Raw genomic sequence first — 25,796 nt, forward strand, 5'->3', positions numbered from 1 at the left:
GGAGCACGGTACCCGTGTCCATACCTCCGCCTCCCGGCCCCCACCAGCCCCAGGGGCCGTACCCGCCGGGTCCTTTCGCCCCGCCCGGCCCCTGGGGCTACGGCTACGGCGGATACGCGCAGCCCGTGCCCGTGAACGGCGTCGCCATCGCCGCCCTGGTGCTCGGCATCCTCTGCTTCCTGCCGGCCGTCGGGCTGGTCCTGGGGCTGGTCGCGCTCGCGCAGATCAAGAAGAGGGGCGAACGCGGCAGGGGCATGGCCATCGCCGGGTCCGTGCTGTCCGTCGTCGGACTCGTGCTGTGGACGGTGTCGCTGTCGACCGGGGTCGTGTCCGACGCCGTGGACGGGCTCAAGGACGCCGCACGCGGCGAGGGCACCGCCTACGCGCTCGCCAAGGGCGACTGCTTCGACTCGGGCACCGGCTCCCTCCAGGGGGACGCCTACGACGTCGACGAGGTGCCCTGCTCCCGCGCGCACCACGGCGAGGTGTTCGCCGTCGTCACGCTGCCGTCCGGCTCCTTCCCGGGCGACGACGAGGTGACCGACCTCGCCGACGACAAGTGCTACGCCCTCCAGGAGGACTACGCGATGGACGCGTGGGCCGTACCGGAGAACGTGGACGTGTACTACCTCGTGCCCTCCGAGGACAGCTGGACCTTCGGCGACCGCGAGATCACCTGCGTCTTCGGCGACGTCGACGAGAAGAAGAGCCTGACGGGCTCACTGCGCAACGACGCCACCAACCTCGACGCCGACCAGGTCGCCTTCCTGAAGTCGGCCAACGCGCTCGACCGGGTGCTCTACGAGGAGCCCTCGGACTACCCCGAGGACGATCTGCCGGCGAACCGGACATGGGCGGGCGACGTCGCCACCGCGCTCGGCGAGCAGGCCGAGACGCTGCGCGGCCGCTCCTGGCCCGGCGACAGCGCGGGGGCCGTCACCGACCTCGCCTCCGACCTGGACGCGGCGCGCAAGGAGTGGGCCAAGGCCGCCGCCGCGAAGGACGCCGACACGTACTACGAGCGCTACGACGCCGGGTACGACTACATCGACGGCGACAGCACCGTCACCGCCCGCAAGGCTCTGGGCCTGGCCACCACGGTGCCGTCGTACGACGAGGACTACGAGGGCGGGGGCGGCGGCGGGGACGCGGGCAACCTCGATGTGTGAGCGCCGCTATAGCGGGGAGAAAGTGCCTGCGTAAAGCCCACCGGGGGCACATGTCACTACATCGAGTGATTCTCTGGCCTTTGCTTGCACGGCTCAACCCACGGTTGCCACGCTGTTGCTGTCTGTACAACCTGATGGGAGCGGCCAGTGACTTTCGGTGAGCAGCCGGCGTATCTGCGTGTCGCGGGTGATCTCCGCAAGAAGATCGTCGACGGATCGCTGCCACCGCACACCCGACTGCCCTCCCAGGCCAGAATCCGCGAGGAGTACGGCGTCTCGGACACCGTCGCCCTGGAGGCCCGCAAGGTGCTGATGGCCGAGGGCCTGGTCGAGGGCCGCTCCGGCTCGGGCACGTATGTGCGTGAGCGGCCCGTGCCCCGCCGCGTCGCCCGCTCCGGCTTCCGGCCGGACGGCGGCGCCACCCCCTTCCGCCAGGAGCAGGCGGACGGCGACGCACGCGGCACCTGGGAGTCCAGCAGCCGTCAGGCCGAGGCCAGCGTCGCCGTCGCCGAGCGGCTCGCCATCCGCCCCGGCGATCGCGTGATGTGCACCAAGTACGTCTACCGGGACAACGGCGAGCCGATGATGCTCTCCACCTCCTGGGAGCCCCTCGTCCTGACCGGCCGCACCCCCGTGATGCTGCCCGAGGAGGGCCCGCTCGGCGGCATGGGCGTGGTCGAGCGCATGGCGGCCATCGACGTGATCGTGGACAACGTCACCGAGGAGGTCGGCGCCCGCCCCGGACTCGCCGAGGAACTCCTCGCCCTGGGCGGCGTTCCCGGCCATGTCGTCCTGGTCGTCCACCGGACGTTCTACGCCTCCGGCCGCCCGGTCGAGACGGCCGACGTGGTCATCCCCGCCGACCGCTACCAGGTCGCGTACCACCTCCCGGTGAAGTAGCGCACACCCTTACGGCTGTTGCCCCGGACGCCGGGTCAACGGCCGCCCCTTCGAACGGCGTTGGATTCTGGCCGTTCTCGCAGGTGACCCCGTGCGTGCGGATACGCCTCTGACCGGATGCATCGACGTCCCCGCACGGCGCGTTCGACTTCGCACGCCCCCCACGTGCTGGCCGGTTGCGTACCTCTTTGTGAAAAGGCGGATTCGCTCCGTAAAGGTTAGGCGTAGGCTCGGGCATATGCGGATTGCGGTTTCCTTAGCGAGCGGGGCGTTGTCGGGAAGGAGCAGTGGGGGGCGATGAACGACGGCACGATCACTCTTCCCTGGCTCGTCATACGACAGGACGACAACGGCAACCGCTACCGCGTGGGCCGCTACGCCACCCGTGCCGAGGCCGAGAAGATCGCGGACAGCCTCGACAGCCGCGGACACAAGCAGTTGTACTGGGTCGAACGCATCGCCCAGAACGGCGAGGCCACCCGCAACGCGTAGGCTCCGCCGCATGACCGAACGCACGCTGGTGGTGGGAGCCGCCCTCCTCGACGCCGGCCGCCTCCTGGCCGCCCGCCGCAGCGCACCCCCTGAGCTGGCGGGCCGCTGGGAGTTGCCGGGCGGCAAGGTGGAGCCGGGGGAGACGCCGGAAGCCGCGCTGGCCCGGGAGCTGCGCGAGGAGCTGGGGGTGGAGGCCGAGATCGCGGCCCGGGTGCCCGGGGAGTGGCCGTTGAAGCCCCCGTACGTGCTCCAGGTCTGGACGGCTCATCTGCTCCCGGGCTCGCCGGAGCCCAAGCCCTTGCAGGACCATGACGAACTGCGCTGGCTGACGGCGGCCGAGCTGTGGGACGTGCCGTGGCTGGCCCAGGACGTCCCGGCTGTGAAGGCGGCAGCGACCAGGCTGCTTGCCTGAGGCTGCGGCGAACCGGGCGAGCAGCCACTGCGGACCCGCACCCGCACAGCAACAGCACTCCCAGGGCTCTTGGGCGCCCCCCTCTGCCCCCGTTCGCACCACAGTGCGCCCCGCCGCACGGTAGTCGTCACCGGATATCGGGTATGTGCCCATTAACCCCACGAAACCGGACATGGGTGTGGCCTGGGAAGTGATCGGCGTGATCGACACCGAAGGCGACTGCGCCGAGTGGTCGTTCCCCGCGGACCCCGGCGCCGTGCGCGCCGCCCGAGGAGCTGTCCGCGGCCGGCTGCGCGACTGGGACCTCGACAGCGTCGCCGACATCACGGCCCTGCTGGTGAGCGAGCTGGTCACCAACTCCCTGCGGCACGCCACCGGCCCGATCGGCGTCCGCCTCGTCCGCCCCACCGGCCTCGACGGCGTCCTGCTGGTGGAGGTCTCCGACCCGCTCCCGGACCCGCCCCGCGAGCGGGTCGCGCTGCCGGAGGACGAGGGCGGGCGCGGTCTGCAACTGGTCGCCCACTCCTCGCGCCGCTGGGGCACCCGGCCCGGCGCGGCCGGAAAGACGGTGTGGTTCGAACTCGTGGTGCCGCGGTGAACCCGGGGCGTACGCGCTGTACGCGGGCGCCCGCGCCGTCCACCGGCTGGTTCAGGCCACTGGCGGTTGTCGGAGCGCGTGATTCGACTGCGTGTTGGCTGGTTAGAAGACTGGAAGTGTTGTCGCGGTGCGGTCCAAAAAACGCTGGGACCGTGCTGTGATCGTGAACACCGTGTTGTGCGGCGCCGTAGTGCTGGATACTGCGGGCAGCCGCTGCCGGTGACCGGTGCCGGGCGCGGTGAGCTGGAGGGGACGGTTCGCGTGAGCGAGATACCAGCGAAGGCCACGGAGTCCGAGGACCCGTCGGACGGCGCGAGGTCACAGGCCGCGGGTGAGGCCGTGGCCCCAGAGGGTGACGCCATGTGGCAGAGCAGTCCGCCCGGCTCGATCTACGACTACATCAAGGTCGCCTCCTTCTCCATCGGTCCCGACGGTCTCGTCGACCAGTGGAGCCTGCGCGCCGAGCAGGTCTTCGGGATTCCCGCCGAGCGGGCCGTGGGCATGGACCCCATCGAGGCGTTCATCGACCCGGACCGCCGTGAGGTGGGCCAGCGCAAGATGGCCGAGATCCTCGACGGGCGCGAGTGGACCGGCGTCGTCCCCTTCCGCCTCCCGGACGCGGCGGACGGCGGCCGCGGCTCGGAGGGCCTCGCCGAGGTCTACGTCATGCCGACCCGGACCGAGGACGGCGAGAAGGCCGCCGTCTGCATCGTCGTCGACGTCCGCACCCTGCGCAGCATCGAGACCGACCTCGCCGCCTCGCAGTCGATTTTCGGTCAATCTCCCTTCGGCTTCCTGCTGATCGACCTCGACCTGCAGGTGCGCCGCGCCAACCAGCGGTTCGCCACCGTGTTCGGCGGGACACCGGACGACCACCGCGGCAAGGGGGTCCACGACTACCTGCCGCGCCCCGAGGCCGAGCGGGTCACGGCCACCCTGCGCCGCGTCCTGGACACCGGCGACTCCATCACGGACATGCACGTCACCGGCTTCGTGCCGGGCTCCGAGGAGCGCCGGCACTGGTCGGTCAACCTCTACCGGGTGCACAGCGGCTCCGGCCGCCCCATCGGCATCGCCTGGCTCGCCATCGACATCACCGCCCGCCGCCAGGCCGCCCGCGAGGCCGCCGCCGCCCGGCGCAATCTCGCCCTTCTCAACGAGGCCGGGGCCCGCATCGGCAACTCCCTCGACCTGGAGACCACCGCCCGCGAACTCCTCGACGTCGTCGTCCCCGGCTTCTGCGACCTGGCGACCGTCGACCTCTACCAGGGCCTCCTGGCCGGCGACGAGACCCCGCCCGGGCTCGCCGACGGCAGCGCGGAACTGCGCCGGGTCGCCTTCGCCAGCGCCGTCTCCGACGCCCCCTTCGCCGGCTCGGGGCCGCCCATAGCGGTCGGCGCCGTCCACCACTACCCCTTCAACTCGCCCTGCGCGGACGCCCTGCGCACCGCCCGCTCGCAGTACATCCCGGCCGAGGAGGGCGGCCTGGTGCAGTCCACGCTCGCCGTGCCGATGGTCGCCCACGACACCGTCGTAGGCCTGGCGCAGTTCGCGCGGACCAAGGGCAGCGAGCCGTTCGGGGACCGGGACCGGGAGCTCGCCGTGGAGCTGGCGGCGCGGGCCGCGGTCTGCATCGACAACGCGCGGCTGTACCGGCGCGAGCACGAACGGGCGCTGATGCTCCAGCGGTCCCTGCTGCCCCCGGACGACCCGATCGCCTCCGGCCTCGACATCGCCTGCCGCTACCGGCCCGGCAACGCCTCCTCCGACCGGCCCAGCGAGGTCGGCGGCGACTGGTTCGACGTCATCGAACTGCCCGGGCACCGCACGGCGTTGGTGGTCGGGGACGTGATGGGGCGCGGGCTGCGGGCCGCCGTGGCGATGGGTGAACTCCGCTCCGCCGTGCGCACCCTGGCCCTGCTGGACCTCGAACCGGCGGAAGTGCTCAGCGCGTTGGACGAGATCGCGCGGGGTCTGGGAGCGCCAGGCGGCGTCCAGCAGGCCACCCGGGCCGCCCGCCGCCCCCGCGAGGCCGACCTGTCCGAGGTGTACCTGGCGACCTGCGTGTACGCCGTCTACGACTCGGTGACCCGCAGGTGCACCTTCGCCAACGCCGGTCATCTGCCGCCGGTCCTCGTCGAACCCGGCGAGGCGGCGCTGATGCTCGACGTCCCGCCCGGCATGCCGCTCGGCGTCGGCGGGGAGCCCTTCGAGGAGGTGGAGGTCGAACTGCCCGAAGGCGCCCTGCTCGCGCTCTACACGGATGGACTGGTCGAAAGCCGCGATCACCCCCTCGACGAGGGCCTCCAGGCCTTCGTGGGGGCGCTGACCGACCCGGCCCGCCCGCTGGAGGACGTCTGTGACCACGTCCTCAACACCCTCGACACCCACCACGGCGAGGACGACATCGCCCTGCTGATGGCCCGGGTCCAGGGCCTGCCCGCCGAGTCCGTGGGCGACTGGACGCTGCCGCGCGAGCCGCGCAGCGTGGGCCGGGCGCGGGAGTACGCGCGCGGGCAGCTGCTGAGCTGGGACCTGGAGCCGCTGGCCGACACCACGGAACTGCTGGTCAGCGAGCTGGTGACCAACGCGCTGCGGTACGGCGAGGGCGAGATCCGGTTGCGGCTCCTCCTCGACCGCACCCTGGTCTGCGAGGTCTGGGACTCCGGCCTGGTCCAGCCGCGCCGCCGGCGCGCCCGCGACACCGACGAGGGCGGCCGGGGGCTGCAACTGGTCGGCCTGCTCAGCGCGGCCTGGGGCTCACGCCGTACCCCGCGCGGCAAGACGGTGTGGTTCGAACTGCCGCTGCCGGACGGCGAGACGGGCCTCACGGACCCCGCGGAGGCGCTGCTGAGCCTCTTCTAGGCGCCTCACCGAGCGCGGCGGCCCCGGCCGCGGGGGCCGCCGAAGCTCGCCGCCGCCCCGTCGTCCAACAGGATGCCGCCGAGCACCGCCCCGGCGCCCCCGCTCTCGTGCTCGGCCGCCCCGGCGACCGGATTGCCGCGCACCCGTACGTCCTGCTCGGCGAGGTCACGGGCGTCACGGGCGAGCGCGTCGGCGGTCACCGGGTCCGCGCCGAGCAGCCGCGCCGCCTCCGCCAGCCGGGTGCGGGCCGTGGCGCCCACCGCACCCCGGTGCGTGGCGACGAAGTCGTCCGCGCCCGCCACCGCCGCCCGCCCGGCCAGCGCGGCGGCGGCCCCCAGCACCCCGGCCACGGGTTCCGCGGCGAGCGGCGAGACGGCCTGAACGACCCGGCGGAGCGCGTCGAGCGGGTCGTACGGCGTCTCACCCGCCACCTCGTCCCGTACGAAGGCCAGGACGTTGTCGGCATGCAGGAGCCGCGCCCGCAGCTCGCCGACGGGCACCTCGGCGCCGCCGTTCCGCAGCGCGGCCAGCTCCGCCTCCGCGCCGGTCAGCGCGGCCGGCAGCAGGGCCGCGGCCGCCGGCAGTCCGGTGCCGAGGCGTTCGACGGCGTGGAGGAAGACCGCGGCCTGGGCGATCGCGCCCTCGGCGGCGCGCAGATGCAGCGCGGCCCGGTCGTGGGCGGCGAGGTCGCCGGCCTGGCGGGCCTGGTTGAGCCGGAGGGTGGCGAACACCAGCCGGTCCTTGGCCTGCTCGGCGTACCCGGTGACCTCGGCGACGGCGGCGCCGCCGTACCGCGTGGCCAGGCCGGTGAGCAGGGACTCGACGGCCTGGACGCGCCCGGTGAGCGCTCGGAAGCGGGTCTCGGCCAGTCCCAGCGCCTCACCCGCCCCGCGCTCCAGACCGCGCAGCTGGTCGACTCCGGCGGCGGCCTCGTCCAGGCGCCGCCCGGCCTCCTCGCAGCGGCCGACGATCCCGGCGAGCGCGTGCTGCCGGGCCGCGGCCTCCTCCGGTACGCCGTCGTCGTACTGCTGCCGCATCCGGAAGGCGGCCCGCAGTTCCGCCTCCGCGCCCCGCAGGGCGAGGACGGAGGGCGCCACCGCGCTCTCCCCGAACCGGGCCTCGACGAAGCCCAGCTCCTCACGGCTGGTGCGGACGCTGTCGTCGGCGGCCACCAGCAACACCCGCGCCTGCTCGTCCAGTTCGGCGAGTGGAGGCGGGGCCGCGGGTGCCGCGGTGACGCCGCCGGGGGTGGTGCGGGTGCGGGCCCGCCGGGTGCGCCGCACGTACGTGTACCCCGCCACCGCCCCCGCGGCGCCCACGGTCACGAGCGGCAGCACCAGGTCGGCGGCGGACGACCCGCTGTCCTCCTGGTCCTGGGCGACCGCCTGCGCGCGCCCGTCCGCAACCGGAGCACGGTTCTCGATCGTCATCCCCGGCAGCACCAGCCACACCACGCCGATCAGCGCACCCAGCACGGTGTGCAGCACGCGCGCGGATATGTGCGAGGCCGCGCGCCGCGGCCGGCCCCGGATCAAGGATGACGTCACATTTCGGAGCGTATGAGCAGGAATGCGGGGACGCGACCGGGAGGAGGAGCGAGGACGACATGGCCATGAGCACCGAGAACGAGCACGAGAACGAGCAGGGGCAGGGGCAGGGGCAGGGGCAGGGGCGGGGGCAGGGGCAGGAGCAGGAGCAGCCTCGCGCCCGCCGTCCCTGGTGGCGCCGCCGCTGGTTCCGCTGGACCGTGGCCGGGCTCGTCTGCGTGCTGGTCGTCCCCGTGCTCGCCGCCGCCCTCGCCCTGCGCCTCAACTACACCGGCGACCCGGCGGAAGGCACCCGCACCAGGAACCGCGACGCCGTCTGGCTCGGCCACGCCTGGGTGGACGGCCGCAAGACGGACCAGGACGTCACCGCGCTCGCCGGGCGCCTCCGGGCCACCGGCATCCGCGACCTCTACGTCCACGCCGGTCCCCTGGAGCACGACGGAACGCTGCCGGGATCGTCGTACCCCGCAGCCCGTGCCTTCCTCGAAGCCGTCCACCGCGCAGCGCCCGGTATCCGTGTCCAGGCCTGGCTCGGCGACAAGCTCGCGAGCGAGAGCCCCGACGGCCTCCGCCTCGACCGCGCGGCGACCAGGGCCGCCGTCGTCCGCTCCACCCGCGAGATCCTCGCCGCCGGCTTCGACGGCGCCCACTTCGACCTGGAGCCCCTCCACTCCGGCGACGAGAACTACCTCGACCTCCTCGACACCCTCCACCGGGTCACGAAGGCCCGGGGTGTCCCGCTCTCCGTCGCCGCCCACCAGATCGACCCGCTGCCGGCCCTGCACTCCCTGGCCGGCGCGCTCACCGGCCACCCCAAGTGGTGGTCGCAGGAGTACTTCGGACAGGTCGCGCGGCGCGTCGACCAGATCGCGGTGATGTCGTACGACACCGGCATGCCGCTGGAGAGCCTGTACGGCGGTTACGTCGCCCAGCAGACCTCGCTCGCGCTGGAGGTCACCCCGCCCACCACCGACCTCCTCATGGGCCTGCCCTTCTTCCACGAGAACGACATCGGCCACCACGCGGGCGCCGAGACGGTCCCCGCCGCCGTCCGCGGCGTACGGCTCGGCCTGTCCCGCACGGACGCCGACCGCGCCCGTTTCGGGGTCGCGCTGTACGTCGACTTCGCGGCGACGGAGGCGGACTGGACGGCGTACCGGGAGGACTGGGTGGAGTGAGCGCCCGGGGGAAAGCGCGTGCGGGCCGACGGGGAGGGGTGCGACGATCTGCCGGGTGACCGCGACCCGCAAGCCCCTCTCCCGCCACGACCTCACCCCCCTCGCCCGCGCCGCGCTCGGCCGCACCCCCGTCTCCGCGATCAGGCTGCGCGGCGGCTCCAAGAAGGGCGTCTACCGGCTTGCCTTCGACGACGGCTCCACCGCGATCGCCTACGTCTGGTCGGCGGACGAGGACTACTGGGACGCGGGCCCCTCCGACCTCCGCGACCCCTTCGCCCACGGCACCGGCCTCGACCTGTTCACCGCGGCCCACGTCCGCCTGGCCGCCGCCGGGGTGCGCACGCCGCGCCTGCTGCACGTCGATGCCGACGCCGGGCAGGCGGTCGTCGAGGACCTCCCCGGGGAGAGCCTGGAGGCGGCGCTGGACCGCGAACCGGCCCTCCTGGACCGGCTGGCGGCGCTCCTCGCCACGCTTCACTCCCACACCGGGCCCCGCTTCGGCAAGGTCGCCCTCGTCGACAACGGCGGCTCCTCGTACGGCACGTCCTGCGAGCAGCGGGTCCTGGAGGGCGCCCTGCGCGACATCGAAGAGGTCTCCGGACGGGAACCGCGCGCCGCCGCCGTACGGGAGCGGCTCGTCGAACGGGTCCGGGAGCTGGCGGCACGAGTCCGGCCGCGCGACCGCCACACCCTCATCCACGGTGAACTCGGCCCCGACCACGTCCTGTTGACCCCGGACCGCGAACTCGCCCTCATCGACATCGAGGGACTGCTCTACTTCGACGTGGAGTGGGAGCACGCCTTCCTGGAGCTCCGCTTCGGACCGGGGTACGAGACCCTTCGCGTCCCGGGCCTCGACGAGGACCGGCTCCGGTTCTACCGGCTCGCCATGCATCTGTCCCTGGTCGCCGGGCCGTTGCGGCTGCTCGACGGGGACTTCCCCGATCCGGAGTTCATGCGCGGCATCGCCGAACACAACCTGGGTCGCGTCCTCGACCTGCTGGGACGCTGACCGACAGGCACAGGCACAGGCACAGGCACAGGCACAGGTACGGGCACAGGCACAGGTACGGGCACGGGCACGGGACAGCGGTGAGCGCGGCGCGTCGCTAGGAGGACCTCCTCCTGATCTTCGAACCCAGCCACACCAGCGGGTCGTACTTGCGGTCCACCGCTCGTTCCTTCAGCGGGATCAGTGCGTTGTCCGTGATCTTGATGCCCTCTGGGCAGACCTCCGTGCAGCACTTGGTGATGTTGCAGTAGCCGAGGCCGTGTTCGTCCTGGGCGGTGGTCTTGCGGTCGAGGCCGGTCTCCGCCGCCGCGTCCAGCGGGTGCATGTCCAGTTCGGCCACCCGCATGAGGAAGCGCGGGCCCGCGAACGCCGGCTTGTTCTCCTCGTGGTCGCGCACGACATGGCAGGTGTCCTGGCACAGGAAGCACTCGATGCACTTGCGGAACTCCTGCGAGCGGTCCACGTCCTCCTGCATCATCCGGTACTCGCCCGGCGCCAGCTCCGCGGGCGGCACGAACGCCGGGACCTCGCGCGCCTTCTCGTAGTTGAAGCCGACGTCGGTCACCAGGTCGCGGACGACGGGGAAGGCCCGGAGGGGCGTGACGGTGATCGTCTCCTCCCTCGTGAACACCGACATGCGGGTCATGCACATCAGCCGGGGCCGCCCGTTGACCTCCGCCGAGCACGAACCGCACTTGCCCGCCTTGCAGTTCCAGCGGACGGCGAGATCGGGGGCCTGGGTGGCCTGGAGGCGGTGGATGATGTCCAGGACCACCTCGCCGTCGTTGACCTCGACCGTGAAGTCCTCCAGGCCGCCGCCCTGCACATCGCCCCGCCACACCTTGAACCGGGCCTTGTAGCTGCTCACTCGTAGAGCTCCTCTTCGGCGAGGTACTTGACCAGCTCCTCCTTGTCGAACAGGGCGAGCAGGTCGGGGCGGATGGGCTCGGTGGCCTCCCGGGTGAGGGCGATCTGGCCGCGGACCGGGTCCGTGGCCGCCAGCCCGCCCGTGGGGTCGGTCAGCCGGCACAGCAGGTTGATGTTGCGCCACTTGCGGTCCATCGCCGGGTGGTCCTCGCGGGTGTGGCCGCCGCGCGACTCGGTGCGCTCCAGCGCCGCCCGCGCCACGCACTCGCTGACCAGCAGCATGTTGCGCAGGTCCAGCGCGAGGTGCCAGCCGGGGTTGAACTGGCGGTGTCCCTCGACGCCGGCCCGGCGGGCCCGGACCCGCAGATCCGCCAGCTTCTCCAGGGCCTGCGCCATCTCGGCCTCGCGGCGGATGATGCCGACGAGGTCGTTCATGGCCTGCTGGAGCTCCTGGTGGAGGGTGTACGGGTTCTCCGGCGGGCGGCCGTCGTCCTCGCCCGGCGCCGGACCCTCCGCCGAGAACGGCCGCAGCGCCTCCGCCGCCGCCGCGTCGACCTGGACGTCGGCCACCCCGGGGCGCTCGAAGGCGAGGCCCGCCGCGTATTCGGCGGCGTGCAGGCCCGCCCGGCGGCCGAACACCAGCAGGTCGGAGAGGGAGTTGCCGCCGAGCCGGTTGGAGCCGTGCATGCCGCCCGCGACCTCACCGGCCGCGAACAGCCCCGGCACCCCGCGGGCCGCGGCCGTGTCCGAGTCGACCGCGATGCCGCCCATCACGTAGTGACAGGTCGGCCCGACCTCCATCGCCTCCGCGGTGATGTCGACGTCCGCCAGCTCCTTGAACTGGTGGTACATGGACGGCAGCCGACGCCTGATGACGTCGGCGGGCATGCGCGTGGACACGTCCAGGAAGACCCCGCCGTGCGGGGAGCCGCGGCCCGCCTTCACCTCGGCGTTGATCGCCCGGGCGACCTCGTCGCGGGGCAGCAGCTCCGGTGGCCGCCGGTTGTTGTCCGGGTCCTCGTACCAGCGGTCGCCCTCCTCCTCCGACTCGGCGTACTTCTCCTTGAAGACGTCCGGGACGTAGTCGAACATGAACCGCTTGCCCTCGGAGTTGCGCAGCACCCCGCCGTCGCCGCGCACCGACTCGGTGACGAGGATGCCCTTCACCGACGGCGGCCAGACCATGCCCGTCGGATGGAACTGCACGAACTCCATGTTGAGCAGGGGCGCGCCCGCGAGCAGGGCCAGTGCGTGGCCGTCGCCCGTGTACTCCCACGAGTTCGACGTCACCTTGAAGGACTTCCCGATGCCGCCGGTCGCGATGACCACGGACGGGGCCTCCAGGACGAAGAAGCGGCCGGTCTCGCGCTCGTAGGCGAAGACACCGGAGACCCGGTTTCCGTCCTTGAGGATGCGGGTGACCGTGCACTCCTGGAAGACCTTCAACCGGGACTCGTAGTCGCCGGTCTCCTTCTTGTCCTGCTGCTGGAGCGAGACGATCTTCTGCTGGAGGGTGCGGATGAGTTCCAGGCCCGTGCGGTCGCCGACGTGGGCCAGCCGCGGGTACTCGTGGCCGCCGAAGTTGCGCTGGGATATCCGGCCGTCCTTGGTGCGGTCGAACAGCGCGCCCCAGGTCTCCAGCTCCCACACCCGTTGCGGGGCTTCCTGGGCGTGCAGTTCGGCCATCCGCCACTGGTTGAGGAACTTCCCGCCGCGCATGGTGTCGCGGAAGTGCACCTGCCAGCTGTCGTGTTCGTTGGCGTTCGCCATCGCCGCCGCGATGCCGCCCTCGGCCATCACCGTGTGCGCCTTGCCGAACAGGGACTTGCAGATGACTGCCGTACGGGCGCCTCGCTCGCGTGCCTCGATGGCGGCGCGCAGGCCGGCGCCCCCGGCACCGACCACGACGACGTCCCACTCCTGGCGGTCGACCACGGACATCAGAACAACCTCGGATCGTCGAAGGCGCCGGAGGCGACCAGGTAGACGTAGAAGTCGGCGAGCGCCACGCTCACCAACGACGTCCAGGCCAGCAGCATGTGACGGGCGTTCAGCTTGCCGACCCACTGCCACATCCGGTAGCGCACGGGGTGCTTGGAGAAATGCTTGAGCTGCCCGCCGACGATGTGCCGGCAGGAGTGGCAGGAGAGGGTGTACGCCCAGATCAGCACGATGTTGACCAGGAACACGAGGGTGCCGAGGCCCATGTGGCCCCACTCGTAGTGCTCGTCGCGGAAGGCGAGCACGGTGTCGTAGGTCAGGATGCCCGCGACGACGACCGCGGCGTAGAAGAAGTACCGGTGGATGTTCTGCAGGATCAGCGGGAAGCGGGTCTCGCCGGTGTACTTCTTGTGCGGCTCGGCCACCGCGCAGGCCGGCGGGGACGCCCAGAAGCCCCGGTAGTAGGCCTTGCGGTAGTAGTAGCAGGTCAGGCGGAAGCCGAGGGGGAAGATCAGGATGAGGATCGCGGGGGACAGCGGCCACCAGCCGCCGAAGATCTCCCAGTTGGGGCCCGCGCGCATGGTCTCGCACTTCTCCGCGAGGCACGGGGAGTAGAACGGCGAGACATAAGGCGCCGCGTAGTAGTCCGCGTTCGCGAAGGCCCGCCACGCGGAGTAGACGATGAAGGCGAGCAGCCCGGCGGTGGTGACCGCGGGCGCCAGCCACCAGCGGTCGGTCCGCAGATGAGGGGCGGCGATCGCGGCGCGCGTACCGGACCGTACGCCGCCGCTGTTCAGATGAGGTTCCGTACCAGTGGCCAACTCATGACTCCGGTCGGTGTGAGGGGCGGCTCAGTGGCCGGGCCCGTGGTGGGCGCCGAGACCCTCGTCGTCGGAGTCCGTCCACAGGGTGTTGTCGTACGGGGTGTCGGGGATGGAGACGAGGTCGGGCCGCTTCGACTGGGCGAGCGCGGGATCGGCCTCCTTGAGCAGGGCGAGGCTCTCGCGCAGGCGGTCGGTGTCGACGCGGACACGGCGCATCTCCAGGCCACCGCTGCCGAGTTGCTGCTCCAGACGCTTCACGTACCGGTGCAGTTCGTCGAGGCAGCGCTGGGCTGCGGCGAGTTCATCGTGCAGGGCCATGACGTGACCTCACTTAGGGCGGCAACGTTCATGTGCGCCTGCGAGTGTTGCGCGTCACACCGGCCGGTGGGAAGCGGTGTGCACGGATTGGCCGGGGTGCGTTGGTGCGTGCGGCGCGTGTTGCGGCTGCTGTCCCCGGGGACCGCGCCCCCAGGCCCCAGCTACGGCCCTTGCGGGGCCCGGCCCGCCATCGCCGCACGGCCCGAGCCGTGCCGACCGGCGTTGCGCCGCACGGGTGGGCTTCCGGGGCGCTCCCGCCGTGTCGCCACCGCCTGCCGAACCCTTTCCTCTTCAGTTGCCGCATACATCTGATCAGCTCCATATACCGCCAAACGTGATCGAAACCAGGCGGCGCACCCCCCGGAGGTAGACGGCATGTCCCACGACGGCGTCGGACTGCGCGCGGTGATGCGCTCGGCCGCCTTCCTGACCGCGGGTGCGCTCGCGGTACCCCTGCTCTCCGGGTGCAGCGCCGAGGACCCGGCCGGCAAGCCGCTCGCGGCCTCGGACATCGGGCTCGCGGACCGTTCCCTGGTCGCCGACGGCGGCACCCTGCGCTGGGCCGTGGACGCCGTGCCGGACACCCTCAACACCTTCCAGTCGGACGCCGACGCCACCACCACCCGGGTCGCTCAGGCCGTCCTGCCGTCCCTGTACCGGCTCGACGAGAACGGGCGCCCCCGACTCGACCCCGACTACCTGGAGAAGGCGGAGGTCGTCGAGACCGAGCCCCGGCAGGTCGTGCTGTACAAGCTGAACCAGCAGGCCGTCTGGAGCGACGGCCGCGAGATCGGCGCCGCCGACTTCGCCGCCCAGTGGCGCGCCCTGTCCGGCAAGGACACCGCCTACTGGACCGCCCGCAACGCCGGGTACGACCGCATCGAGAAGATCGAGCGCGGCAAGAACGACCTGGAGGTCAAGGTCACCTTCGGGCGGCCGTACGCCGACTGGAAGTCGCTGTTCTCCCCGCTGTACCCGAAGGACGTCATGGGCACCCCGGACTCCTTCAACGACAGCGCGCGCAAGAAGCTCAAGGTCACCGCCGGCCCCTTCGCGCTGAAGAAGGTCGACCGCAAGGACGACGAGGTCACCCTCGCCCGCAACCCGCGCTGGTGGGGGCATCCCGCCAAGCTCGACGAGATCGTGCTGCGGGCCGTGCCCCGCGACAAGCGGGCCGCCGCACTGGCCGCGGGCGAGCTGGACCTGGCCGAGATCGACGCCGAGTCCGTCCAGCGGATCACCGTCGCCGCGCAGGGCAAGGGCGAGCAGAGCGCCACCCCGCTGATGGGCCCCGGCAGCAACCTCACCGCCGCCGACTCGCTGCGCTCCTGGGCCGTCGCCAAGGGCACGGACAAGGACGCCGCCGACGAGGAGAACGACGCCAGGGCCAAGCGGCGCAAGGAGATCTCCGCGTACGCCCGCCGGCAGGAGGCCCTGCGCGGCTTCGAGGTCCGCCGCTCCCTGGAGCCCGTCTACACCCAGCTCGCCCTCAACGGCGCCGAGGGCCCCCTCGCCGACGAGCGGGTCCGCCGTGCCGTGGCCCGCGCCATCGACCGGGAGGCCCTCGCCTCGGTGGTGCTCACCCCGCTCGGCCTGCCCGCCGAGCCGGTCGGCAGCCACCTCGCGCTCTCCGGCCAGGCCGCCTACGCCGACAACAGCGGCGCCCTCGGCGGCCAGGACACCCAGGAGGCACAGGCCCTCCTCGCGGACGCCGGCTGGGTGCCGGGCGGGCCGCTGAAGGAGGAGAAGAAGAAGGGCGAGAAGGCCGCCGGGTCCAAGGGCGAGAAGGCCGCCGAGGAGGAGGCCGAGGGGGGCGACGACGGGACGTACATCGTCGGCGAGGACGACAAGGCGCCGCGCGAGGCCGACAAGGCGCCGCGCGAGGCCGACAAGGTCCTGCGTGAGGCCGACCGGGAGAAGAAGCAGGACCCGAAGAAGCACAGGAAGACCGGGGACGGCTCCCGGCACCTCGCGCAGGACGGCAAGCAGTACGCGAACAAGCTGAAGCAGGGCGGTGCCCCCGGCGCCTACGCCCCCCGGGGCACCGCCGCGCCCGCCGGCGCCGCCGCCGGGGCGCTCGCCAAGGACGGCAAGCCGCTGACGCTCCGCTTCGTCCTGCCGTCCGGGCCGGGCTCGCAGACCCTGCGCACGGTGGCCGACCGGATCTCCGGGATGCTCCAGAAGGTCGGCATCCGCACCGAGATCACCAAGGTCGCGGACGAGAGCTACTTCAAGGACCACATCGCGTCCGGCCAGTTCGACCTCGCCCTCTACTCCTGGCCCGCCTCCGCCTTCCCCGCCACCGACGCCCGCCCCATCTACGCCAAGCCGGTCCCGGCGGCCGACGGCTCCCTGAACGTCGAGCAGAACTACACCCGGGTCGGCACCGACCAGGTGGACCAGCTCTTCGACCAGGCCGTCTCCACGCTGGACGAGGGCGAGAGCCGGGGCCTGATCCGCAAGGCCGACTCCCGGATCTGGGCGGCCGCCGGCTCGATCCCGCTGTACCAGCGCCCCCAGCTGACGGCCGCGCGGAAGAGCATCGCGAACGCCGGCGCCTTCGGCTTCCGGACACCGGTGTACGAGGACATGGGCTTCCTGAAGAAGGCCGCGGCCCCGTCGGCGAGCCCGTCCAAGAAGTAGGGGATCATGCCCCTCGTCCTGTGACGCCGCGTCACAGGACGAGGGGAAGGGAACGGGGATGCGCGCTTGGTCGGCGGGGGCGGCGGCGGTGGTCCTGGCGGCGGGGCTGACGGGCTGCGGCGGGGGCTCGGAGGACATGGCAGGGACCTGCGCGGACGGGACGTTCACGTGGTCGAACGTCACGCGCACGGAGAAGCTGACCCACCTCGCCGACCCCATCATGATCAAGAAGAGGGCGGGCTCCTTCAAGGCACTGCTCAGGGGCGTCGACACCATCAGGTACTCGACCGCCGTGAGCCCCGTGCCGGGCGGTGTGGGCAGATCCGGTGTGCTGGACGCGCTGGGCAAGCACCTGAAGGCCGACGGGCCGCTCGGCGACGCGGCCGACCGACCGGACCCGAGGTTCGACACCTCTTACGAAGCGAACGCCGACGATCTGCTGGGCGCGTACTACGCCTGGAACCACATCAAGCTGGTCGACGCCGATTTCACGTACACCTGCGAGAGCGGCGGGCCGGTCGAGGGGCACGTGCGGACCTGGGAGGGGACCGGCGGCGGCTTCCTGTCCTGCGCCGAGGCACCCCAGCGCTCGACCGCCGCCCACGAGGCCGCCGTGCGGACGTGTCCGACCGGTTCCCGGGCGGCCGGGGCCGCCTGAATCCGCCCCCGGAGGCCGTCCCTGTCATTGCCACGTACCATGGGGTGAGGCCGTGGCATGTACAGCCCGGCAGGGTCCGCGTAACACAGACGTACGCGCAGGCCCCTTCCACACCACTCCGGGAGTACGCCGCACTATGGCCACGCGCCACGACATCCGCAATGTCGCCATCGTCGCCCACGTCGACCACGGCAAGACCACCATCGTCGACGGCATGCTGAAGCAGGCCGGCGCCTTCGCCGCCCACCAGCTCGAAGGCGTCGACGACCGCATGATGGACTCGAACGACCTGGAGCGTGAGAAGGGCATCACGATCCTCGCCAAGAACACGGCGGTGAAGTACCACCCCAAGGACGGCGGGGACCCGATCACGATCAACATCATCGACACCCCCGGCCACGCCGACTTCGGTGGCGAGGTCGAGCGCGGTCTGTCGATGGTCGACGGTGTGGTCCTCCTCGTCGACGCCTCCGAGGGCCCGCTGCCGCAGACCCGCTTCGTGCTCCGCAAGGCCCTCCAGCAGCGCCTGCCCGTCATCCTGTGCATCAACAAGACGGACCGCCCGGACTCCCGCATCGACGAGGTCGTCAACGAGACGTACGACCTCTTCCTCGACCTGGACGCGGACGAGGAGCAGATCGAGTTCCCGATCGTCTACGCCTGCGGCCGTGACGGCGTCGCCTCGCTGACCAAGCCCCAGGACGGTACGGTCCCCGCCGACTCCACCAGCCTGGAGCCGTTCTTCTCGACCATCCTCGAGCACATCCCGGCCCCGACCTACGACGAGGACGCCCCGCTCCAGGCCCACGTCACCAACCTGGACGCCGACAACTTCCTCGGCCGTATCGCGCTGCTCCGCGTCGAGCAGGGCGAGCTGCGCAAGGGCCAGACCGTCGCCTGGATCAAGCGTGACGGCTCCGTCAGCAACGTCCGCATCTCCGAGCTGCTGATGACCGAGGCGCTCACCCGCAAGCCCGCCGAGGTGGCCGGCCCCGGTGACATCTGCGCCGTCGCGGGTATCGCCGACATCATGATCGGCGAGACCCTCGCGGACCCGGAGAACCCGATCCCGCTGCCGCTGATCACGGTCGACGAGCCCGCGATCTCCATGACCATCGGCACCAACACCTCGCCGCTGGTCGGCCGGGGCGGCACCGGCAAGGGCGCCGACGCGAAGTCGGCCGTCAAGGACCGCAAGGTCACCGCCCGCCAGGTCAAGGACCGCCTCGACCGCGAGCTGGTCGGTAACGTCTCGCTGCGCGTCCTGGACACCGACCGTCCGGACGCCTGGGAGGTCCAGGGCCGTGGTGAGCTGGCGCTCGCCATCCTGGTCGAGACCATGCGCCGGGAAGGCTTCGAGCTGACCATCGGCAAGCCGCAGGTCGTCACCAAGGAGGTCGACGGCAAGACGTACGAGCCCGTCGAGCGCATGACGATCGATGTCCCCGAGGAGCACATGGGTGCGGTCACGCAGCTCATGGGCGTCCGCAAGGGCCGCATGGACAACATGTCCAACCACGGCTCGGGCTGGGTGCGCATGGAGTTCGTCGTGCCGTCCCGCGGTCTCATCGGCTTCCGGACCGAGTTCCTGACCCAGACCCGCGGTACGGGCATCGGGCACTCCATCCACGAGGGCTTCGAGCCCTGGTTCGGCACCCTCCAGACCCGTAACAACGGCTCCCTGGTCGCCGACCGCGCCGGTGCCGTCACCGCGTTCGCGATGACGAACCTCCAGGAGCGCGGCGTGCTGTTCGTCGAGCCGGGCACCGAGGTGTACGAGGGCATGATCGTCGGCGAGAACTCGCGCTCCGACGACATGGACGTCAACATCACCAAGGAGAAGAAGCTCACGAACATGCGGTCCTCGACCGCCGACGTCTCCGAGTCGATCGTCCCGCCGCGCAAGCTGTCGCTGGAGCAGTCCCTGGAGTTCTGCCGCGACGACGAGTGCGTGGAGGTCACCCCGGAGGCCGTTCGCATCCGCAAGGTGAACCTGGACGCCCGCGAGCGCGCCCGCGCCGCGAGCCGCGCCAAGCACGGCTGATCCGGACCGAGTTCGGCTGATCCGCGCCGAGTTCGGCCGATTCTCGATCGGTTCCTGAGCCCGGGTGCCCCATCATGGGGGTGCCCGGGCTTTTTGCAACTCGTTTTCAGTCAGGTTCCTGTGGATCAGCGGTGAACGATGTCCGTATTGCGGAGATCCCCGCCCGATACCCATGTAACACGTCCGTTTCGCGGCCTTCTTGCACCAGACAGTTTGTCCAGATTTTGGAAGATGTACGGGCCAGCTGTGACTGAATTGAGATTTAAGAACAGTGGTCGGTACTTGGCTCATGGCAGATAGTTAGCCGCGTAGCGCTCGGGTCAATGGGTCTCGCGCCGTGGGGACGGCGCCGACTCACGAGCACCAGGGGGTGCCTGACCCTCCGTCAGGGGTGTCGGAGGAAAGGCATGTACCCCCTCCTGTTGGTGAACACGTGGAGTCATGAGGAGGAGTCCCATGCGCGGTGTCACAAGCACCAGGTGGGTCACAGCGTCCGCAAGTTGCGTCAACTCCGCCCCGGCGTACGGCGATCGGCTCTGAGGAGCTCCGTTCCCGTCCCTACGCGCGTCCGGCTGCGGGTTCTTCCGTCCGCCGTGACTTGCCGCTGACGCTTCTTCATGATCCGATCCGCGATCGCACACCCTCGTGCCGGTCGCCGGTTCGGCACACCCACACTTGCGAAATGGGCGAACTGTGACCAGTCCTATCGACATCGAAGGCGGCGGGACCCCGGTCGTCGTCGACGGCGACCAGCAGCCGAAGACCAAGCCCGAGGAGGCCAAACAGCTCGAAGGCCGCTCTCCCGGCCAGCTGATGTGGATCCGCTTCAAGCGCGACCGCACCGGCGTGGTCTCGGCGTACGTAGTGATCTTCTTCTTCGTGGTCGGCCTCGCGGCCCCCCTGATCGCGAAGCTCTACGGCAAGGACCCGTACACGGTCTTCGCCGACGAACGCCCCGAACTCTTCGACAGCGCGGGCGTGCCGCTCCAGCCCAACGGCGGTATCAGCGGCGAGTTCTGGTTCGGCCTGGAGCCGGGCAACGGCTACGACGTCTTCACCAAGCTGCTCTACGGCATCCGCAACTCCCTGATGATCTCGCTCGCGGTCACCGTCGCGACCGTGCTGACCGGCATCCTCCTGGGTGTCGCGGCCGGCTATCTCGGCGGCAAGACCGACCAGTTCATCAGCCGGGTCATCGACTTCCTGCTGGCCTTCCCGGCCCAGCTGTTCTTCATCGCGAGCATGCCGGTCGTGGTCTCGCTGTTCGTCAGCCCGCGCGACGAGACGCCGGTGTACGTCCGGGTCGTCGCCCTCATCGCCGTGCAGTGGTTCCTCGGCTGGATGAGCCTCGCCCGTATCCTGCGCGGCACCTCGCTCTCCCTGCGGGAACGGGAGTTCATCGAGGCCGCCAAGGTCAGCGGGGCGTCTCCCGCCCGGATCATCCGCAAGGAGATCCTGCCCAACGTGGTCACGCCGATCCTGGTGCAGGCGACGTACATGCTCCCCAACTTCGTGACCGCCGAGGCCGGTCTGAGCTTCCTCGGGGTCGGGATCGTCGAACCGACGCCGGACTGGGGACAGATGTTCTCCAAGGCGTCGACCGAACTCGTGATGCAGAACGACATCACCTACATGTTCTTCCCGGGCATCTCGATGATCATCTTCATCGTGGCGTTCAACCTGCTCGGGGACTCGGTCAGGGACGCCTTCGATCCCAAGTCGGCTCGCTGACCGGCAAGTTGTGGGCGTCTCCGCCCGACAGAGACCGACGGCTCCCACCGGGCCCGGTCCGCACTTCAATTCGCAACGGTGACACAAGATGGGTGGAATCTGAGTGATGGGTAAGGGTGGACGCCACGCGTACGCCGCGCTCTCACTGCTGGCGGCGGGGGCTCTCGTGCTCACCGGCTGCAGCGAGGGCGGCAGCAAAGGCAGCGACAACAACAAGCAGGACAAGGAGAACGCCCAGCGGCAGCAGGCCGGCATCTCCTTCGGCGACGCCAAGGCCTCGACGGGTCCGGCCGCCGAGATTCCCGGCGCCAAGGCCGGCGGCGCCGTCACGGTGCTCCAGCGCGACAGCTTCGCGCACCTCGACCCGGGGCAGATCTACGTCTCCGACGAGATGGCCCTCTCGCAGCTGATCCACCGGGGTCTGACCGCGTACAAGGCCACCAGTGACGACGGCAAGAAGCACGAGGTCGTCGGCGACCTGGCCACCGACAGCGGTACGACCACCGACGGCGGCAAGACCTGGAAGTACACGCTGAAGGACGGGATCAAGTGGGCCGACGGCTCCACGATCACCGCCAAGGACGTGCGCCAGACCTTTGAGCGGCTCTTCGCGCCGTTCATCTCCAACGGCCCGACGTACATCCAGCAGTGGCTGGCCGACACCCCGGGCACCGAGTACCGCAAGCTCCTCCCGGACGGCCCGTACAAGGGCAAGCACCTCCCGGACACCGTCCTGGAGACGCCCGATGACAAAACGATTGTCTTCAAGTTCAAGTCGGCCAAGCCCGACCTGCCGTACGCGCTCGCCATGGCGGGCTACTCCATCGTGTCCGCCGAGAAGGACACCAAGGTCAAGTACGACAAGGCCCCGATGACCTCCGGTCCTTACAAGATCTCGGAGTTCAAGTCCGGCAAGACGATGACGCTGGTCAAGAACACCAACTGGGACCCGAAGACCGACGCGGTCCGGCACCAGTACGTCGACCAGTTCAACATCGAGTTCAACAAGCAGTACGAGGACTCGACCAAGGCCATCCTCGACAACACCGGCACCAACGCCACGGCGATCAGCTTCAGCAACCAGGTCGACGCGGGCAACCTGACCAAGGTCCTGAACGACGCCGCGATGAAGAACCGCACCGTCTCCGGCTACCAGCCGTACGTGGGCCAGATGAACATCAACCTGTCCCAGCCGGAGATGCAGTCGAAGGAAGTCCGCGAGGCCATCGCGTACGCCCTGCCGGTCACGCCGTTCGTCCGTGCCTACGGCGGCACCGACGCGATGGAGGTCGCCGGCGGTCTGATCAGCCCGACCGTCTCCGGCTACGACCCCAAGTTCGACCCGTTCGGCAAGAAGGCCAAGCCCGCCGGTGACCCGGCCAAGGCCAAGCAGCTGCTGGAGAAGGCCGGCAAGGTCGGCCTGAAGCTGACCTTCGGCTACATCAACACCCCCGAGGGCCAGCAGTACTCCACCGCCATGGCGGCGGGCCTGGAGAAGGCCGGCTTCGACGTGCAGCGCCAGGAGATCCCGGCCGAGACGTACTACGACAACGTCAGCAAGGTCAAGAACAACTACGACATCTACCACACCGCGTGGGGTGCCGACTGGCCGAGCGCGTCGACCGTCATCCCGCCGCTGTACGACGGCCGTCAGATCCAGGACGGCTCCTCGAACTACTCGCACATCAACGACCCGAAGGTGAACGCCGACATCGACAAGGCGAACACCATCACCGACCCGATCAAGGCCGCCGAGGCCTGGAACAAGATCAACGAGTACATCGTGAAGGACGTCGTCTCCAACATCCCGACGGCGTACTACAAGCAGACCCAGATCGCCGGGTCCAAGATCGGCGGCCTTGCGTACGACGACGTCATCGGTGGCGTCGACCCGCGCAGGCTCTTCGTGAAGTAACCCGTCCAAGCGGCGTCAGGTGCGCCCCGTCCCGTGACGGGGCGCACCTGCCCGCCCAGGTTTCGCCCGAAAGCTGCCCTGAGATGCTGCGCTTCCTCTTCCGCCGGATCCTCGGCTCACTCGTGATCCTGGTCCTGCTGACCGTGGTCGCCTTCCTGCTCTTCTTCGGCATGCCCCGCGACCCGGCGCTGCTGATGTGCGGCAAGACCTGCACGCCCGACGCGCTGGAGAACATCCACCACACGCTCGGACTCGACAAGTCGATCCCGGAACAGTTCTGGATCTTCCTGTCCGGACTGGTGGCCGGACGCGATGACTTCGCCCAGGGTCCGTGCCCCGCCCCGTGCTTCGGGTACTCGTACCACACCAACGAGCAGGTCTGGTCGACCCTGATGGACCGGCTGCCGCTCACGCTCTCGCTCGCGGCCGGCGCCACCGTCGTCTTCCTGTTCGTCGGGCTCGGCACCGGACTGCTCGCCGCCTGGAAGCGCGGCACCCTCGTGGACAAGTCGTTCACCGCGGGGTCCATGGTGCTCAGCTCGATGCAGATCTACTTCCTGGGCCCGCTCGCGCTCGCGATCCTCGTCTACCAGACCCACATCTTCGACGAGCCGGACTACACCCCGATCACCGACAACCCCGCCGCCTGGTTCACCGGGCTGATCATCCCCTGGGCCGTGCTGTCCACGATCTTCGCCGCGCAGTACACCCGTATGGCACGCTCCTCGATGATCGAGCAGCTCCAGGAGGAACACGTCCGCACCGCCCGTGCCAAGGGCATGAGCGGCCGCTACGTCTTCTTCCGCTACGCCTGGCGTGGTTCGCTGATCCCCATCATCACCATCCTCGGCATCGACCTCAGCTCGCTGCTCGGCGGCGCGATCATCACCGAGTACACCTTCGGACTGCCCGGCCTCGGGCGGCTCGCGGTGGAGTCGGTGCAGTTCAGCGATCTGCCGCTGCTGCTCGGCGTGATGCTGTTCGCGGCCGCCGTGATCCTGCTGTGCAACATCATCGTCGACGCCTGCTACGCCTTCATCGACCCGCGCGTGCGGCTGTCCTAGGAGCTCTGTCGTGACCACTCTGACCAAGGAGGCCGGGGCGCCCGTCCCGGCCGACGCGGGCGCCTTCCTCTCGGTGCGCGACCTGCACGTCAGTTTCCGGACCGAGGACGGCATCGTCCGGGCCGTGGACGGACTCTCCTTCGACCTGGAGCGCGGGAAGACCCTCGGCATCGTCGGCGAGTCCGGCTCCGGCAAGTCCGTGACCAACCTGACGATCCTCGGGCTGCACAACCCGAAGTTCACCACCGTCGAGGGCGAGATCCTCCTGGAGGGGAGGGAGTTGACCACCGCCCGGGAGCACGAACTGGAGAAGCTGCGCGGCAACAAGGTCGCCATGATCTTCCAGGACCCGCTCACCGCGCTGTCGCCGTACTACACGGTGGGCCGGCAGATCGCCGAGCCGTTCATGAAGCACACCGGAGCCTCCAAGCGGGCCGCCTGGGACCGCGCGGTGGAGATGCTCGGCAAGGTCGGCATCCCCAACCCCAAGGAACGGGCGAAGGACTACCCGCACCAGTTCTCCGGCGGTATGCGCCAGCGCGCGATGATCGCCATGGCCCTGGTCTGCGACCCGGACCTGCTGATCGCCGACGAGCCGACCACGGCCCTGGACGTGACGGTCCAGGCCCAGATCCTCGACCTCCTGAAGAGCCTCCAGCAGGAGTTCGGCTCGGCGATCATCTTCATCACCCACGACCTCGGCGTCATCGCCGACATGGCCGACGACATCATGGTGATGTACGCGGGCGGCGCCATCGAACGCGGCACCACGAACGAGGTGCTGCGCGCCCCGCAGCACCCCTACACCTGGGGCCTGCTGAACTCGATGCCGCGCCTCGACTCCGACCTCGCGGCCCCGCTGGCCCCGATTCCCGGCGCCCCGCCCTCGCTCCTCAACCCCCCGTCCGGTTGCCGCTTCCATCCGCGCTGCACCTTCCAGGACCGGGTCGGCGGCACCCGCTGCACCGACGAACGCCCCCTGCTGGCCCCGGACCGCGCCTCCGCCTGCCACCTCACGGCGGAACAGAAGCGGACCATCTTCATCGAAGAGATCAAGCCCAGCCTCGGCTAGTCCTGGTTCCCGTCCTAGGAGGACGTCATGAAAGAGGACCTCGTCCTCCCCGCCCCGCGCGAGGCGACCACCGGCGCGTCCGGTGACCCGCTCCTCGTCGTCGAGGGGCTGACCAAACACTTCCCGGTCAAGGGCGGCTTCCCGATCCGCCGTACCGTCGGCGCGGTCCAGGCCGTCGACGGCATCGACCTGACGGTCCACGTCGGTGAGAGCTTCGGCCTGGTGGGGGAGTCGGGCTGCGGCAAGTCGACGACCGGCCGCCTGATCACACGGCTGCTGGAGCCCACCGCCGGCAAGATCTCCTACCGCGGGCAGGACATCACCCACGCCAGCCGCAGGGAGCTGGCGCCGATCCGCTCCGAGATCCAGATGATCTTCCAGGACCCGTACTCGTCGCTCAACCCGCGGCAGACGGTCGGCAAGATCATCTCGGGCCCGATGGAGATCAACGACATCAACCCGGAGGGCGGCAGGGAACGACGGGTCCGCGAACTCCTGGAGATCGTCGGCCTGAACCCCGAGCACTACAACCGTTTCCCGCACGAG

General features: G+C 70.5%; 21 protein-coding genes. 16 read left to right on the forward strand and 5 right to left on the reverse strand.

The features are described from left to right. Positions 1–14 precede the first annotated feature (14 nt). From DI272_RS29455 to DI272_RS29480, 6 genes are all read left to right on the forward strand, one after another. Positions 15–1,169 carry a DUF4190 domain-containing protein gene (locus DI272_RS29455; RefSeq protein WP_109498235.1) on the forward strand — a complete coding sequence of 385 codons (1,155 nt, stop codon included), beginning with the start codon at positions 15–17 and terminating at the stop codon, positions 1,167–1,169. A gap of 147 nt (positions 1,170–1,316) precedes the next feature. Beyond that, positions 1,317–2,069, forward strand: a complete 753-nt coding sequence (locus tag DI272_RS29460) for a GntR family transcriptional regulator (RefSeq protein WP_109498236.1) — start codon at positions 1,317–1,319, stop codon at positions 2,067–2,069. Between the two features lie 297 nt (positions 2,070–2,366). Next, positions 2,367–2,561, forward strand: coding sequence for an SPOR domain-containing protein (locus DI272_RS29465; protein WP_109498237.1), 195 nt, complete (start codon positions 2,367–2,369; stop codon positions 2,559–2,561). Positions 2,562–2,571: 10 nt separating this feature from the next. Continuing rightward, positions 2,572–2,973 (forward strand): (deoxy)nucleoside triphosphate pyrophosphohydrolase, encoded by a 402-nt coding sequence (locus DI272_RS29470; RefSeq protein WP_109498238.1) that lies wholly within the window; start codon positions 2,572–2,574, stop codon positions 2,971–2,973. A 172-nt stretch (positions 2,974–3,145) separates the two neighbouring features. Next, a complete protein-coding gene (locus DI272_RS29475; RefSeq protein WP_109498239.1) occupies positions 3,146–3,571 on the forward strand; it encodes an ATP-binding protein in 426 nt (141 codons plus the stop codon). Positions 3,572–3,832: 261 nt separating this feature from the next. After that, the gene (locus tag DI272_RS29480) at positions 3,833–6,436 is read left to right on the forward strand and encodes a SpoIIE family protein phosphatase (RefSeq protein WP_109498240.1); all 2,604 of its coding nucleotides are present in this window, start codon (positions 3,833–3,835) and stop codon (positions 6,434–6,436) included. Positions 6,437–6,441: 5 nt separating this feature from the next. Here DI272_RS29480 and DI272_RS29485 read toward each other — a convergent pair whose 3' ends face one another. Beyond that, complete coding sequence (locus DI272_RS29485) at positions 6,442–7,983, reverse strand: hypothetical protein (RefSeq protein WP_109498241.1); 1,542 nt, start codon at positions 7,981–7,983, stop codon at positions 6,442–6,444. Positions 7,984–8,042: 59 nt separating this feature from the next. Here DI272_RS29485 and DI272_RS29490 point away from each other — a divergent pair, with 59 nt between their 5' ends. Both DI272_RS29490 and DI272_RS29495 read left to right on the forward strand, forming a co-directional pair. Next, on the forward strand, positions 8,043–9,161 hold the full coding sequence (locus tag DI272_RS29490) for a hypothetical protein (protein WP_258314713.1): 1,119 nt from the start codon (positions 8,043–8,045) through the stop codon (positions 9,159–9,161). 55 nt (positions 9,162–9,216) lie between these two features. Then, entirely contained in the window at positions 9,217–10,173 is a 957-nt protein-coding gene (locus DI272_RS29495; protein ID WP_109498242.1) for a phosphotransferase, read from the forward strand. 97 nt (positions 10,174–10,270) lie between these two features. Here the strand turns inward: DI272_RS29495 and DI272_RS29500 are convergent, their stop codons facing one another. The 4 genes from DI272_RS29500 to DI272_RS29515 are packed head-to-tail and all read right to left on the reverse strand — an operon-like array spanning position 10,271 to position 14,123. Then, positions 10,271–11,041 carry a succinate dehydrogenase/fumarate reductase iron-sulfur subunit gene (locus DI272_RS29500; RefSeq protein WP_109498243.1) on the reverse strand — a complete coding sequence of 257 codons (771 nt, stop codon included), beginning with the start codon at positions 11,039–11,041 and terminating at the stop codon, positions 10,271–10,273. Next, on the reverse strand, positions 11,038–12,981 hold the full coding sequence (locus DI272_RS29505) for a fumarate reductase/succinate dehydrogenase flavoprotein subunit (RefSeq protein WP_109498244.1): 1,944 nt from the start codon (positions 12,979–12,981) through the stop codon (positions 11,038–11,040). The genes DI272_RS29500 and DI272_RS29505 overlap by 4 nt, the downstream gene beginning before the upstream one ends. Continuing rightward, positions 12,981–13,802: a hypothetical protein gene (locus DI272_RS29510; protein ID WP_109498245.1), complete on the reverse strand. Its 822-nt coding sequence runs from the start codon at positions 13,800–13,802 to the stop codon at positions 12,981–12,983. Before DI272_RS29510 ends, DI272_RS29505 begins: the two co-directional genes overlap by 1 nt. A gap of 30 nt (positions 13,803–13,832) precedes the next feature. Beyond that, positions 13,833–14,123, reverse strand: coding sequence for a hypothetical protein (locus DI272_RS29515; protein ID WP_109498246.1), 291 nt, complete (start codon positions 14,121–14,123; stop codon positions 13,833–13,835). Positions 14,124–14,498: 375 nt separating this feature from the next. Here DI272_RS29515 and DI272_RS29520 point away from each other — a divergent pair, with 375 nt between their 5' ends. From DI272_RS29520 to DI272_RS45565, 8 genes are all read left to right on the forward strand, one after another. Next, complete coding sequence (locus tag DI272_RS29520; RefSeq protein WP_109498247.1) at positions 14,499–16,766, forward strand: ABC transporter family substrate-binding protein; 2,268 nt, start codon at positions 14,499–14,501, stop codon at positions 16,764–16,766. Positions 16,767–16,824: 58 nt separating this feature from the next. Next, the gene (locus DI272_RS29525) at positions 16,825–17,424 is read left to right on the forward strand and encodes a hypothetical protein (protein ID WP_109498248.1); all 600 of its coding nucleotides are present in this window, start codon (positions 16,825–16,827) and stop codon (positions 17,422–17,424) included. A 136-nt stretch (positions 17,425–17,560) separates the two neighbouring features. Further along, positions 17,561–19,468: a translational GTPase TypA gene (gene typA, locus DI272_RS29530; protein WP_109498249.1), complete on the forward strand. Its 1,908-nt coding sequence runs from the start codon at positions 17,561–17,563 to the stop codon at positions 19,466–19,468. Positions 19,469–20,161: 693 nt separating this feature from the next. Then, positions 20,162–21,199, forward strand: coding sequence for an ABC transporter permease (locus DI272_RS29535; protein ID WP_109498250.1), 1,038 nt, complete (start codon positions 20,162–20,164; stop codon positions 21,197–21,199). A 106-nt stretch (positions 21,200–21,305) separates the two neighbouring features. Continuing rightward, on the forward strand, positions 21,306–23,114 hold the full coding sequence (locus tag DI272_RS29540; RefSeq protein ID WP_109498251.1) for an ABC transporter substrate-binding protein: 1,809 nt from the start codon (positions 21,306–21,308) through the stop codon (positions 23,112–23,114). A gap of 83 nt (positions 23,115–23,197) precedes the next feature. Continuing rightward, on the forward strand, positions 23,198–24,178 hold the full coding sequence (locus DI272_RS29545; protein ID WP_109498252.1) for an ABC transporter permease: 981 nt from the start codon (positions 23,198–23,200) through the stop codon (positions 24,176–24,178). A 10-nt stretch (positions 24,179–24,188) separates the two neighbouring features. Continuing rightward, a complete protein-coding gene (locus DI272_RS29550; protein ID WP_109498253.1) occupies positions 24,189–25,250 on the forward strand; it encodes an ABC transporter ATP-binding protein in 1,062 nt (353 codons plus the stop codon). Positions 25,251–25,277: 27 nt separating this feature from the next. Then, on the forward strand, positions 25,278–25,796 hold a 519-nt coding region (locus DI272_RS45565; RefSeq protein WP_258314714.1), incomplete at its 3' end, for an ATP-binding cassette domain-containing protein.

Origin of the sequence: Streptomyces sp. Act143 (assembly GCF_003143935.1) — a bacterium.
GTDB lineage: Bacteria > Actinomycetota > Actinomycetes > Streptomycetales > Streptomycetaceae > Streptomyces.

Coding starts and splice junctions, on each gene's coding strand:
- DI272_RS29465 (WP_109498237.1), top strand. CDS start 2,367: ATGAACGACGGCACGATCACTCTTCCCTGGCTCGTCATACGACAGGAC.
- DI272_RS29470 (WP_109498238.1), top strand. CDS start 2,572: ATGACCGAACGCACGCTGGTGGTGGGAGCCGCCCTCCTCGACGCCGGC.
- DI272_RS29475 (WP_109498239.1), top strand. CDS start 3,146: ATGGGTGTGGCCTGGGAAGTGATCGGCGTGATCGACACCGAAGGCGAC.
- DI272_RS29490 (WP_258314713.1), top strand. CDS start 8,043: ATGGCCATGAGCACCGAGAACGAGCACGAGAACGAGCAGGGGCAGGGG.
- DI272_RS29505 (WP_109498244.1), bottom strand. CDS start 12,981: ATGTCCGTGGTCGACCGCCAGGAGTGGGACGTCGTCGTGGTCGGTGCC.
- DI272_RS29515 (WP_109498246.1), bottom strand. CDS start 14,123: ATGGCCCTGCACGATGAACTCGCCGCAGCCCAGCGCTGCCTCGACGAA.
- DI272_RS29520 (WP_109498247.1), top strand. CDS start 14,499: ATGTCCCACGACGGCGTCGGACTGCGCGCGGTGATGCGCTCGGCCGCC.
- DI272_RS29525 (WP_109498248.1), top strand. CDS start 16,825: ATGCGCGCTTGGTCGGCGGGGGCGGCGGCGGTGGTCCTGGCGGCGGGG.
- typA (WP_109498249.1), top strand. CDS start 17,561: ATGGCCACGCGCCACGACATCCGCAATGTCGCCATCGTCGCCCACGTC.
- DI272_RS29540 (WP_109498251.1), top strand. CDS start 21,306: ATGGGTAAGGGTGGACGCCACGCGTACGCCGCGCTCTCACTGCTGGCG.
- DI272_RS29545 (WP_109498252.1), top strand. CDS start 23,198: ATGCTGCGCTTCCTCTTCCGCCGGATCCTCGGCTCACTCGTGATCCTG.